13 protein-coding genes and 1 tRNA gene are annotated in these 12261 nt (G+C 69.8%); 5 read left to right on the forward strand and 9 right to left on the reverse strand.

The window, feature by feature from the left end; translation table 11 throughout:
- Positions 1–55: 55 nt before the first annotated feature.
- From V7Z54_RS00360 to V7Z54_RS00380, 5 genes are all read right to left on the reverse strand, one after another.
- A tRNA-Asn gene (locus tag V7Z54_RS00360) sits at positions 56–131 on the reverse strand.
- 11 nt (positions 132–142) lie between these two features.
- Positions 143–1090, reverse strand: coding sequence for a thiamine phosphate synthase (thiE, locus tag V7Z54_RS00365; protein WP_334133517.1), 948 nt, complete (start codon positions 1088–1090; stop codon positions 143–145).
- A gap of 23 nt (positions 1091–1113) precedes the next feature.
- The gene (locus V7Z54_RS00370; protein ID WP_334133518.1) at positions 1114–1935 is read right to left on the reverse strand and encodes a thiazole synthase; all 822 of its coding nucleotides are present in this window, start codon (positions 1933–1935) and stop codon (positions 1114–1116) included.
- An 8-nt stretch (positions 1936–1943) separates the two neighbouring features.
- The gene (gene thiS / locus V7Z54_RS00375; protein WP_334133519.1) at positions 1944–2153 is read right to left on the reverse strand and encodes a sulfur carrier protein ThiS; all 210 of its coding nucleotides are present in this window, start codon (positions 2151–2153) and stop codon (positions 1944–1946) included.
- Entirely contained in the window at positions 2150–3304 is a 1155-nt protein-coding gene (locus tag V7Z54_RS00380) for an FAD-dependent oxidoreductase (protein WP_334133520.1), read from the reverse strand. Before V7Z54_RS00380 ends, thiS begins: the two co-directional genes overlap by 4 nt.
- Before the next feature lie 84 nt (positions 3305–3388).
- On the opposite strand from V7Z54_RS00380, the gene thiD reads away from it, so the two are divergent.
- A complete protein-coding gene (gene thiD, locus V7Z54_RS00385; RefSeq protein ID WP_334133521.1) occupies positions 3389–4252 on the forward strand; it encodes a bifunctional hydroxymethylpyrimidine kinase/phosphomethylpyrimidine kinase in 864 nt (287 codons plus the stop codon).
- On the opposite strand, the gene V7Z54_RS00390 is transcribed toward thiD, so the two are convergent.
- Positions 4219–5322 (reverse strand): NAD(P)/FAD-dependent oxidoreductase, encoded by a 1104-nt coding sequence (locus V7Z54_RS00390; RefSeq protein ID WP_334133522.1) that lies wholly within the window; start codon positions 5320–5322, stop codon positions 4219–4221. The two genes, thiD and V7Z54_RS00390, sit on opposite strands and share 34 nt — an antisense overlap.
- A gap of 45 nt (positions 5323–5367) precedes the next feature.
- A complete protein-coding gene (gene fdxA, locus V7Z54_RS00395) occupies positions 5368–5697 on the reverse strand; it encodes a ferredoxin FdxA (RefSeq protein WP_144327063.1) in 330 nt (109 codons plus the stop codon).
- Between the two features lie 172 nt (positions 5698–5869).
- Between fdxA and V7Z54_RS00400 the strand changes: the two genes are divergently transcribed.
- Positions 5870–7906 carry a PHA/PHB synthase family protein gene (locus V7Z54_RS00400; RefSeq protein WP_334133523.1) on the forward strand — a complete coding sequence of 679 codons (2037 nt, stop codon included), beginning with the start codon at positions 5870–5872 and terminating at the stop codon, positions 7904–7906.
- Here the strand turns inward: V7Z54_RS00400 and mnmC are convergent.
- Both mnmC and V7Z54_RS00410 read right to left on the reverse strand, forming a co-directional pair.
- Positions 7894–9858, reverse strand: a complete 1965-nt coding sequence (gene mnmC / locus V7Z54_RS00405; RefSeq protein WP_334133524.1) for an FAD-dependent 5-carboxymethylaminomethyl-2-thiouridine(34) oxidoreductase MnmC — start codon at positions 9856–9858, stop codon at positions 7894–7896. The genes V7Z54_RS00400 and mnmC overlap by 13 nt on opposite strands.
- A gap of 9 nt (positions 9859–9867) precedes the next feature.
- The gene (locus V7Z54_RS00410) at positions 9868–10143 is read right to left on the reverse strand and encodes an oxidative damage protection protein (protein ID WP_334133525.1); all 276 of its coding nucleotides are present in this window, start codon (positions 10141–10143) and stop codon (positions 9868–9870) included.
- Between the two features lie 248 nt (positions 10144–10391).
- Between V7Z54_RS00410 and V7Z54_RS00415 the strand changes: the two genes are divergently transcribed.
- The 3 genes from V7Z54_RS00415 to V7Z54_RS00425 all read left to right on the forward strand — a co-directional run.
- A complete protein-coding gene (locus V7Z54_RS00415) occupies positions 10392–11171 on the forward strand; it encodes a ferredoxin--NADP reductase (RefSeq protein WP_334133526.1) in 780 nt (259 codons plus the stop codon).
- Positions 11161–11733 carry a disulfide bond formation protein B gene (locus V7Z54_RS00420; RefSeq protein ID WP_334133527.1) on the forward strand — a complete coding sequence of 191 codons (573 nt, stop codon included), beginning with the start codon at positions 11161–11163 and terminating at the stop codon, positions 11731–11733. Before V7Z54_RS00415 ends, V7Z54_RS00420 begins: the two co-directional genes overlap by 11 nt.
- 43 nt (positions 11734–11776) lie before the next feature.
- Positions 11777–12261, forward strand: a 485-nt coding sequence (locus V7Z54_RS00425) for an NAD(P)/FAD-dependent oxidoreductase (protein ID WP_334133528.1), incomplete at its 3' end; no start/stop codon positions are given.

Below are 12261 nucleotides of genomic sequence, written 5' to 3' on the forward strand. Positions count from 1 at the left end.
ATAGAGGCGGCGACGGCGACAAAAAAGCCCGCTCAGATGCGGGCTTTGATAAATTTGGCTCCCCGACCTGGGCTCGAACCAGGGACCTACGGATTAACAGTCCGGCGCTCTACCGACTGAGCTATCGGGGAATAAGCGTTTATTATAGCACGGCGGACGGGGTGGCCTCGGCGGCGCGCAGCCGGGCCCAGGTGGTCATGAGCGTGGCAGCAGCAGACTGCGGGTCGGGCGCGCCGGTGATGGCGCGCACCACGGCAAAGGAGCCCACCCCGCTGGCCGCGATGGCGGGCAGCTCGGGCAGCCCAATGCCGCCGATGGCAACCGTGGGCAGCCCTTGCAGCAGCCGCGCGTAGCGCGCCAGTCGGGCTGGCCCCTGGGGGGCCGTCGGCATGGCCTTGAGGGTGGTGGGAAACACCGCCCCCAGCGCCACGTAGCTGGGGCCCAGCGCCCAGGCGCGTGCCATCTCGGCGTAGCCGTGCGTACTGATGCCCAAACGCACGCCAGCGGCGCGCAGCGTATCCAAGTCAGCGGCTGTCAGGGTGTCCAGATCCTCCTGGCCCAGATGCACGCCGTAGGCGCCTTCCTCCAGGGCGGCGCGCCAGTGGTCGTTGATGAACAGTCGTGCTCCAGTGCCCTGGACGGCTCGCACAGCGGCGCGGACCTGCGTGCGGATGCGCTGCCCATTGTCGTCTTTGACGCGCAGTTGCAAGGTGGGTACCCCAGCGGTGGCCATGCGCTCGACCCAGGTGGCATCGGGCAGCACGGCATACAGTCCTAGCTCCTCAGGACAGGGCGCAAAGCGCGCCACAGGCGTGTGCCAGCCAAAATTGGTTGGCTCGTCGGGCCAGTCGGATGGGTCGAAGGGTCGCGTCTGGCAGCGGCGTGCCCAGGCATCGGCCACGCACTGGGCGTCGGCCGGCACGAAGCCGAGCTGGCGCGCGGCGGCGTAGGCTACGGCGTACACGCTGGGGTCGGCGGGCTGGGCCGCAGGGTCGGCGTCGCGTTCGATACGCAGCGCTGCGTGGGCGTGGACCATGGCCCGCACGGCGTCGACCGCTTGGGCTAGGGTGGGGAACGCGCAGGCGGTCATGGCAGTCCGGGCGAGGTCGGTGCTCAAGCCTGGTGCCAGAAAGGGGTGCCCAGCACGGGCGTGCTGGGTTGGGCGTGGGTTTGAGCGGGCATGGCGCCGGCGCGGAAAGCGGCGCGTCCCGCGGCCACGGCGTCGGCAAACGCGCCGGCCATGGCCACCGGGTCTTGCGCCATCGCCACCGCGGTGTTGAGCAGCACGGCATCGAACCCCCACTCCATGACCTGGCAGGCGTGCGAGGGTAGCCCCAGCCCGGCGTCGACGATCAGCGGGACCTGCAGCCGCTCGCGCAGGGTGCGTAGCGCGTAAGGGTTGACGGGGCCGAGTCCGGTGCCGATGGGCGCGGCCCACGGCATCACGGCTTGGCAGCCCACGTCCAGCAGCCGCTGGCACAGCACCAGGTCGTCGGTGCAGTAGGGCAGCACCTTGAAGCCGCGTTTGACGAGCATATCGGCAGCCACCGGCAGCTGCAGGGTATCCGGCTGCAGCGTGTAGTCGTCGCCGATGAGCTCCAGCTTGATCCAGTCGGTGCCGAAGACTTCGCGCGCCATCTCTGCGGTGGTGACGGCCTCCTGCACGCTGTGGCAGCCGGCGGTGTTGGGCAGAACCGGCACGCCCAGGCGCTGCAGCAGCGTCCAGAAGCCGTGACTGGCATCGGCCCCCAGCGCTCCGTGGCGCCGCAGCGACGCGGTGAGCATGCACGGTGCGGCGCGGGCCACGGCTTGCTCCAGCACGGCGGGCGAGGGATAGCGTGCCGTGCCCAGCATCAGCCGGCTGGCAAATACATGCCCGTACAGGATGAGGGGGTCGTCTGGTGTTGCGGATGCAAGGTCAGGGGGAGCAGTCATGGTGCGGGTCAGCCGCCGTTGATCGGGGCGATGATTTCGACGCGGTCGCCGTCGCGCAGTGGCGTGCTGGCGTAGTGTGCGCGGGGGACAAATTGCAGGTTCAGGGCAACGGCAAAGGGGGGGACGTCTTCGGCGTTAGGGCGCACACGCGCCACGGCGTCGGCAACGGTGGCGCCGTGGGCCAATTCGTGCAGCTCGCCGTTGATGTGGATGATCATGGGACAGAGGTAACCGATGTGAGCGATGTGCAGTTCGCTGCTGTCTGAAAGGTCAGTCCAAGGCGCTGCGCCAGTGTGGTACTACCGTCCGCCACATATTCCAGCACGGCGTCGCACAGGGCGGGCGCGATCAGGAAGCCGTGCCGGTACAGCCCGTTGATCTGCAGCAGGCGCGGGGCGCGCTCGACAATGGCGGGCAGATTGTCCGGCAGCGTGGGGCGGCATTCGGTGTTGAGCTCGAGGATGCGCGCCTCGGCAAAGCCGGGATGCACGGCGTAGGCGGCGCTGAGCAGCTCAAGGGTGGAGCGAACGCTGGCGGCGGAGCGGTCGTCGGACTCGATTTCGGTGGCGCCGATCACGAAATGGTGGTCGGGCTTAGGGGCGATGTAAATGGGGTAGCGCGGGTGCAGCAGCCGGGTGGGCCGCTGCAGCGTCACGTCCGGCGCATACAGGCGTACCACTTCGCCGCGCACGCCGCGCAGCGGGCCGGGCGCGGGCTGCACCGCTTCCGGCCAGTCGGCGCGGGCGCCCAGGCCGCGACAATCCAGCACCCAGCCGCCCGGGTGGTCCCGCTGCCACGCGCGCGCGGTCTGCAGCGTTGCGGCCACACCCCAGTGCAGCGGCACACCCAGCGCCTGCAGCGTGGCCAGCAGCGCCTGCAGCAGGGCGCGGTTGTCGAGTTGACCCTCCTCAGGCAGAAAGAGCGCCTGCGCAAAGCGGCCAGCAACCGCTGGCTCGACCGTAGCCAGCCCGGCGGCATCAACACGGTGTGGTGCCGGTAGGTCGGGTACGCGCTGCACGGTGGCACGCAGCAGGGCCTCGAAGCGGATGGCTTCGCGCGCATCCTGCCGGTGCCACAGGATGAGCGTGCCGTTTTGCTGGAAGAAAACCGGGGCGGCCAGTTCGCTGCACAGGGTGCGCCAGCGCGGCAGCGCGTAGCGCCCCATCGCCACGACGTTGGGCTCGGTGACGGCCGACTCGGCCAGCGGCGCCAGCATGGCGGCGGCCACCCGGGCGGCGCCACCGGCGAGCTGGGGATCGGCTGCGGCGTCGAGCACATGCACCGCGTGGCCGCGGCGGGCCAGGCTCACGGCCAGCAAGCGGCCCATCAGACCAGCGCCCAGAATCAATACAGGTTCGGGGTGGAGCATGATGTTGTGATCGTACCCGACGGCAACCACGGATGCTGAGCACCACCGCTGCCATCGGCGCCGCCGCGACGGATAATCTGACCCATGTCAACGCTGAACGATCTCGCCCATCCCCCGGTGCATCGCTACGCGCGCGTGCTGTCCATTGCCGGCAGCGATTCGGGCGGTGGCGCCGGCATTCAGGCCGACTTGAAGACCTTCGCCGCGCTGGGCTGCTATGGCATGACCGCCATCACCGCGCTGACGGCGCAAAACACGCTCGGGGTGCGCGCCATCCACCCGGTGCCCGCGTCGTTTCTGAAGGAGCAGATCGCGGCGGTGGCCGAGGACATCGGGGTGGATGCGGTCAAGATCGGGATGCTGCACGCCCCCGACATCGTCGAGGCGGTGGCGTGGGCCATCGACACCTACCGGCTGCCCAACGTGGTGCTGGATCCGGTGATGGTGGCCACCAGTGGCGACACGCTGATCGAGCCGCCCACCGTGCAGCGCCTGGTGCAGGCGCTGTTTCCGCGCGCCACGCTCGTCACCCCCAATCTGGACGAGGCGGCGCTGTTGCTGGGGCGGCCACTGAGCCGGGAAGACGAGCTGGAGGGGGCCGCGGCCGAGCTGCTGCAGATGGGGGCATCGGCGGTACTGCTCAAAGGGGGACACCTGGCTGGCGACTGGGTCACCGATGTGCTGGCGCTGCGCGGCGAGCCGCCCGCGTACTGGCTGCGTCTGACCGGTGAGCGCATCATCAGCGACAACGTGCACGGCACCGGCTGCACGCTGTCGTCGGCCATCGCGGCCTACTTGGCGTTGGGGCAGACGCTGGAGGAGGCGGTGCAGTCTGCGCACGGCTGGGTGCGTGGCGCGATTGCCGCCGGCGCGCACGTGCGCACCGGGCAGGGCAGCGGCCCGCTGAACCACGGCTACGCGCCGCTGCCCATGCGGCTGCTGGACTGATCGGTTGCCTGCGGCACCACTCCCAGCAGGCGTTGCAACCGCGCGCTGGTGGTGGTGTACTCCAGCGCGATGCGCTGGCCCGGGCGCAACCACTGGGCCACCGCGAAGGCGGCCAGGGTGGCTTCGTGAAAGCCGCACACCAGCAGCTTACGCTTGCCGGGATAGGTGTTGATGTCCCCCACGGCAAAAATGCCGGGCTCTGCAGTGGCGAAGCGCTCCGTGTCCACCACCAGGTGCTTGCGCTGCAGCGCCAGTCCCCAGTCGGCGATGGGGCCCAGCTGGGGGCTGAGGCCCAGACGCGGCAGCAGCACGTCCAGCGGCAGGGCCCGCCGCTGGTCGTCGGCGGTGGCGATCTCCAGCGCCTCGAGTCGCCCGTCTGCGGCGGCGATGGCGGCCACCGGCTGCCCCAGGGCCAGGCGTATCCACCCCGCACCGATGGCCGACTGCAGCCGCTCATCCAGTTCGGCGTCGATGTCGAAGCGGTCGGTGCGGTGCAACAGTGTCACGCGCGCGGCACCCTGCTCAGCGAGCTGCAGCGCACACTCGGCCGCGCTGGCGGTACCGCCCATGACCACGACCGACTGGCCGACCCAGACGTCGGGCGTCACCTCGCCGTAGTGCACTTGCCGCCCTTCCCATGGCGACAAATCAAGCAGGGGCACCTTGCGCGGCAGAAAGGCACCGGCGCCCGCGGCGATGATTACGGCATCACACCCAAACACCAGCCCGCCGCTGGTGTGCAGGCAAAAGCGCGGTCCGTCGGCGGCGCCAGGGGCGCTCAGTCGCTGCAGCCCCGTGACCACCTGCCCCAGGTGCAGCGGCACCTGCAGCGGCTGCAGCTGGCGCAGCAGCTGCCGGGTCAGGGCTTGTCCATCGCAGGCCACGATGCCCGGCAGGTCGTAGATGGGCTTGGCGGGGTAGAGCGCGGCACACTGCCCGCCCGCATGGGGCAGGGCGTCGATGACGTGGCAGCGCACCTCCTGCAGACCGAGCTGGAAGGCCTGGTACAGCCCCACCGGTCCGGCGCCGATCACGACGGCATCGGTGCGGTGGGAAACAGCAGCGACCATGGGAGAGCAGCTGCAGCACCAGCCGGCGCGAGCACCAGGCGACCGTCAGCGTTTGAGCAACGCCAGCTTGCCGGTCTTGTCCTTGTACAGGTCAGCGTCGGGCAGCGGTGCCTTGCGCTTGGTGATGCTCTTCCACGTGGGCAGTTTGGCCAGCTCGGCGTTGAGCGCGATCATGTGCTGCTGGTCGCGGGGTACGTCTTCTTCGGCGTAAATGGCACCGACCGGGCACTCCGGGATGCAGACGGCGCAGTCGATGCACTCGTCCGGGTCGATGGCCAGAAAGTTCGGTCCCTCGCGGAAGCAGTCCACGGGGCAGACATCGACGCAGTCGGTGTATTTGCAGGCGATGCAGGCTTCGGTGACGACGTGTGTCATGGCGCAATCGGGAAGTGCGGCGCCAGGCGGCGCCCCGTGCAGCGCGATGCCGCCGCACAATCGTAGATGCGCATTGTAGGTCCACGCCCCATCCGTGCTCTTGACTTGCGTCATCATGCGTTGGCGCGGTGCGGTTATTGTTAGACCCCGAACGACTGCCCGGGATTTGCCCATGACGACGAACACGCCCCCGATCCTTTCTAGCGCCACGGTGCAGGATGGCACACCGGTGTCGGTCAGCACCGCGACGGTTAGCGCTGCGGGTCAGCCGACACGGCCGGGGGCGACACCGCCGCCCCCGCCCGAGGAGGGTCGCACGGCTGCCGTACAACGGCGAGGTCTGCCCAGTAGCGCCGTGGCGCCCGATGACGAAGGCCACCACGCACTCGATCAGCAGGCATCGGTGCTGATGGCGCAGTTGTGGAGCGGAGTCTCGCCCCTGTCGCTGGCCTTGGCAGTCACCGACTGGGTGTTGCATCTGTGGAGTTCCCCAGGTACCCAGTGGCGGTTGGCCCGGCAGGCGGCCGAACAGGCCCAGGCCTGGTTGGAGGACACGCTGCAGGCTTTGGTGCGCACGGCCGTCGCCCCGGCGAAGGGTTTACCCGACAGCGGCACTGGCGCGCACGACCCGGCGACTCCGGCGGCGCCGGCGGCCACCACCGAGTCGGCGCTGGCGCGCGCACTGCGCGAGGACGCCCGCTACAGCCATGCGACGTGGCAGCTATGGCCCTGGCGTGCGCTGGCCGGCGCCAACAAGGCAACAGAACTGTGGTGGCAGCACGCGTCGTCGTTGCGCGGCATGCTGCCGCACAGCCGCGATCAGATGCGTTTTTATGGCCGTCAGTGGCTGGACATGTGGGCGCCAAGCAACAGCCTGTGGACCAACCCGCAGGCTCTGCAGCGCGCCTTTGAGACCGGCGGGCAATCGCTGTGGAGGGGATGGGGGAAGGCGCTGGAGGATGTGCGCTGGCGCGTCGGCCTGCAGCCGCCGCCACGCCGCTTCGATCCGGCGTTGGCCCCGGGCCGCGGGCTGGCCACCACGCCCGGACAGGTGGTGTTGCGCAATGCGCTGATCGAACTGATCCAGTATGCGCCCACGACCCCCATGGTGCAGCGCGAGCCGGTGTTGATCATCCCTTCGTGCATCATGAAGTACTACATCCTGGACCTGTCGCCGCACAACTCCTTGGTGCGCTGGCTGGTCGCGCAGGGGTACTCGGTCTACATCGTGTCGTGGAAAAACCCGGACGAGGGCGACGCCCTGCTCGGCATCGACGATTACGTGCGCGACGGCGTGCTGGCGGCACTGGACCATGTGCACTGCGCCACCGGCGCGCCGGCGCACCTGATGGGCTACTGCCTGGGTGGCACGTTCGCCGCCATGGCCGCGGCCGCCCTGGGCGGCGGTGACGCGCGGCTGGGATGCCAGACGCAGGCCATGGTCGGCCAGGGCACGCAGGCCCTGCTGGCTAGCCTGACGCTGCTGGCGGCCGAGACCGACTTCAAGGAGCCGGGGGAGCTCGGCATCCTCATCGACGAGGAACAGGTGCGCCTGCTGGAAGCCATGATGGCGGCGCGCGGTTTTCTGACCGGGCAGCAGATGGCCGGGTCGTTTCAGTTTCTGCATTCGCGGGAGTTGGTGTGGTCCAGCCAGACCAGGCGCTGGCTGTTCGGCGAGGACGAAATCGGCAACGATCTGATGGCGTGGAACGCCGATGTCACCCGTCTGCCGGCGGTGATGCACAGCCAGTACCTGCGCCAGTGTTACCTGAACAACGATCTGGCCGAGGGGCGTTTCCGCTTCGAAGATCAGCCGATTTCGCTGCGCGACATTCGCGTGCCGGTGTTCGCGGTGGGCACCGTCAAGGACCACGTGGCGCCGTGGCGCTCGGTCTACAAAATCCATCACCTGGTCTCGGCCGACGTCACGTTTGCCCTGACCAACGGCGGCCACAACGCGGGCATCGTCTCCGAGCCTGGCCATCCGGGGCGCTACCACCATCTGCTCACCACCTCGGCCCAGGAGCCGTGGCGCACGCCCGACGAATGGCTGGCAGTGGCACCGCGTCGGGAAGGCAGCTGGTGGCCGTCGTGGCACGCGTGGCTGCTGGCGCACTCCAGCGGTACGGTGCCGGCGCGCATGCCGCCGGTGAGCACCCAGCTGGGGGCGGCGCCGGGGCAGTATGTGCTGGTGCGCTACGGCGACTGAGGGTCGCCCTTTGCGCACACCGGCGCGAAGCGGCTGGCGCGCAGCGCCGCAGCTAGCGCCCGCTCCAGCGGCCACGGCTCGCCGTGCAGGCCAGCCGCCAGCACTTCGCCGCACAGCACCGACAGGGTCAGGCCACGCGCGCCCAGGGCCGTGAGCACGTGCAGGCCCGGCCAGCGCGCGCTATCGACAGGGCCAACGGCCGGCAGGCGGTCGGGCAGGGTGCAGCGCACGGCGGCCCAGCGCTGGGTTTGCGGCCAGGCGGTGCGCAGTGCGGTGGCCGCAGGGGGCAGCAACCGATGCAGCTTGTCCCAGTTGGCGCTGTGCTCCGCGTCGTTGGGCGTGCGGTCGGTGACGCCGCGCACGAAGGTCGAGCCCATGCACCACAGTGGCGATCCGTCATCACCCGGCACCCCGCTGATCAGCGAGCCGTGGCCGTTGACCGGAAACGGGGGCAACGCCGCGCGGGCGCGGCTGTCGAGGCGATCAAGCGCGCCCCAGGCCACCTGACCGCGCAGCGCATGCAGCGGCAAGGTGGCGTCTCCGATGTTGGCCAGCAGCGCGCGCGTGTCGAAGCCCGCGCTCAGCACCACCAGTGGGGCGCGCGCCAGTACGGCCCGGCCGCGACCGTGCACGGCCCACTCGCCCCGCTGTGCGTCGCGCTGCAGGTGCTCAACTGCCGCACCCAGCCGCAGCGCGATGCACGGGTGCGCCAGCTGCGCCGCCACCAGGCGCGCCGGCCGCAGCCAGGCGGCGCGGGCGTGCCACAGCGCAGGGGTGCCGGGGGGCAGCCCGGCGTCGTGCAGCCGCGCGGCGTCGGCCGGCGCACTCCAGGCGTGTCCCTGTGGCTGCCAGAGGTCGGCACTGGGCAGCGCACGCTTGCCAGCGCCCCGGTGCTCCAGCACCCCGCTGCTCGCCCAATCGATACCCGGACGCAGCAGCGCAGCGGCACGCTCCAGCGTCGCGGTCACGCCGGCCCGTGTCAGACGCGACAGCGGTGCGTCGTCCGGCGAGACGTGCGGCGCCACCAGGCCCACCGGCAGGCCCGAGGCGCCGGCTGCGGGTTGCGCGGCGGCGTCGAGCACCGTCACCTGCCAACCACGCTGCGCCAGGCTCCAGGCCGCCGCCGCTCCCGCCAGCCCGGCGCCGATGATCACCGCCTCGCGCGGTGTGGCAGGCGGCCACTGGGGCTGGCGCAGGACGGTGCGCGGTGTCCACCGCGGCGTGTACACCGCCCGCAGACAATGGCGTTTGGGCGGCAGGCCAGGGGCCTTGTCGACCTCGAAACCGACGGCGCGCAGCCCGTCGCGCACCACTCGCGCCACCGTCCAGGTGGCCAGACGCGTGCCCGGGCGGCTCAGGCGCGCCACCGCGCGCAGCACCTCAGGCCCCCACATCTCGGGGTTGACCTCGGGGTTAAACCCGTCCAGAAACACACTGTCCACCGCCACGTCCAGCGTCGGCAGGGTGCGGGTCGCGTCACCCACCAGCAGCGTCAGGTGCAGTGTGCGCGCCCGGCCCGCCGCGTCGGCGCCGTACCACGTCCAGCGATGCACCCCGGGCAGCAAACCGTCAAAGCGCGCCGCCAGCCACTCGGCCAGCGGCCGCAATTCGGCAAACGCTGCTGCGCTGCGGCGCACGTCATCGGCGCTGGCGGGGTAGGCCTCGGTAGCGGAGTAAAACAGGGTGGCAGGGGCAGCCTCGTCGGCCAGCCACGCGTGCCAGGTGGCCAGCGCGTTCAGGCCCAGACCAAAGCCGTTTTCCAGCAGGTGCCAGTGGGGTTGGCCCGCCCACACCGTAGGCCCGGCCGGGGACCACAGACCACATCCGGTCAAGAAGACGTGGCGTGCCTGCGCCAAGCCGCCACGTCCGTCGGCCCCCCGGCTGCGGTAAATGTCCCCGAAACGGGGGCTGCGTGGCGTGCCGTCGGGCAGCCACTGTACTTGCGCCTGCACGGCCTGCGGTCAGTCAGCCTTCGGCGGGACGTAGCCGGCCGCCACGTCCGCCCCTTCACCGAAGAAGTGCTTCTCCATCTGCCGCGCCAGGTACTGGCGCGCGCGCGCATCCGCTAGATTCAGGCGGTTTTCGTTGACGAGCATGGTCTGGTGGCGCAACCACTCCTGCCATGCCTGTTTGCTGACGTTGTCGTAGATGCGCTTGCCAAGTTCGCCGGGGTAGGGCGGAAAGTCCAGCCCTTCGGCCTCGACACCGAGTTTGATGCAGCGAACGGTCCGAGCCATCGATGGGAGCTCCATGGGTGGGGTCTTCATGCCCGGCAGGCATGTCGGCCCTACCGATCAGGCATGAAGGGTTTGTTAGGATAGATCAGTGCGCACCGGGCCGACGCCGATCCGGGCGCGCCACAACAGACCGAACTGTAACCCGTTCCCCACTTCCCTGAACACCGCAGGGCGTTGCGACAAGTCAAGGCCGTCTGGCGGCGGCTGCGCTACGCTCGACCCCCCCATTTCCAGATTACCCACCCATCATGGCAGCATTCGATGAAGAGCGCGTGCTGAGCGTGCACCACTGGACCGACCGGCTGTTTAGCTTCACGACGACGCGCAACCCGGGCCTGCGCTTTCTCAACGGCCAATTCACCATGATCGGCCTGCGGCTGGACAACGGCAAGCCACTGCTGCGGGCCTACAGCATCGTCAGCGCGAACTACGAGGAGCACCTGGAGTTTCTCAGCATCAAGGTACCCGACGGCCCGCTGACCAGTCGGTTGCAGCACATCCAGCCGGGTGACACCGTAATCGTCGGGCACAAACCCACCGGGACGCTGGTGATCGACTACCTGCTACCGGCGCAGCACTTGTACCTGTTTGCCACCGGCACTGGGCTGGCGCCGTTCATGAGCATCGTGCGCGACCCGGCCACCTACGAGCGCTTCCAGAAGGTCATTCTGGTGCACGGTGTGCGGCAGGTGGCCGAGCTGGCCTACCGGGACTACCTGACGCGTGAATTGCCTGAGCACGAATTCTTGGGCGAGTTCGTGCGCAACCAGTTGGTTTACTATCCGACCGTGACGCGCGAGCCGTTCGAGCGCCAAGGCCGCATCCCGCAGCTGGTGGAAAGTGGGCAGATGGCGCGCGAGCTGGGCCTGCCGCCGCTCAATCCACAGACCGACCGGGTGATGATTTGCGGCAGCCCCGCCATGCTGCGTGACCTCAAGGCCATGTGCGAGCGGCGCGGCTTTATCGAGGGCAACACCAGCACGCCAGGGCAATTCGTCATCGAGAGAGCATTTGCCGATGCCAATTGACCGCAGGCCTGGCAGTGGACCTGACAGCAAGTCGACCGGTGGCGATCACCGGTTGTGGACGGCGCTGCACCTTTGGCTGCGCCAGCCGCGCCGCGTCGGGGCGTTGGTGGCGCTGTGGTGCGCCGGCCTGCTGGCGTTTGGCCTGTATCTGCAGCACGGGGTGGGCCTGGAGCCGTGCCCGATGTGCATCGTGCAGCGCTACGCACTGCTGCTGACGCTGCTGAGCGCGCTAGCGGCAGCGCTGGCGCGCGGGGCCTGGGCGCGCGCGTTGCTGGCGCTGGGGGCGCTGTGGGCCGCCGCCGGCGCGGCAGTGGCGGCACGCCAGTCCTGGCTGCAGTGGTTTCCACCCGAGATTGCTGCCTGCGGGCGCGACCTATACGGGATGATCGAGAGCTTTCCGCTGCGTCGCGCCATTCCGATGATTTTTCGCGGCACGGGAGACTGTACCGCCATCGACTGGACCTTTGTGGGCCTGACGATTGCGAACTGGTCGTTCGTGCACTTCGGGGCGCTGCTGGTGGTGCTGGCGGCTGCGTGGCGCGCGAGCAGCCGGCCGCGCTGACTGGCCCGGGACAGGCGGCCAACCGGCGGTGCGGGAGTGTGGCGTGAGCGAGGAGCGGGTCGGAGCGGTGGTGGTGGGGGCCGGTGTCATCGGCCTGGCGGTGGCGCGCGCCCTGGCGCAGGCGGGGCACGATACGGTGGTGCTGGAGCAGGCGCGTGCCATTGGCACCGGCGTCAGCAGCCGCAGCAGCGAAGTGATTCACGCCGGTCTGTACGACGCACCGGGCTCGCGCAAAGCGCGCTGCTGGTGCGTGCGTGGCCGCCAATTGCTGTACGACTTTGTGGAGCGCCACGATGTGGCCTATCGGCGCTGTGGCAAACTGGTGGTGGCCTGCACCGCCGACGAGGAGGCGGCACTGCACGCGCTGAGCGAGCGCGCGGCGGCGCACGGCGTGCCCCTGCAGTGGCTGGACGGGCCGCAGGTGCGTGCGCGCGCGCCGGCGCTGCGTGCGTGTGCGGCCCTGTGGTCGCCCGAGACCGGCATCGTCGACAGTCACGGGCTGATGCAGGCGCTGCTGGGGCAGTTGCA

This window comes from Tepidimonas sp. (genome assembly GCF_036824975.1).
GTDB lineage: Bacteria > Pseudomonadota > Gammaproteobacteria > Burkholderiales > Burkholderiaceae_C > Tepidimonas.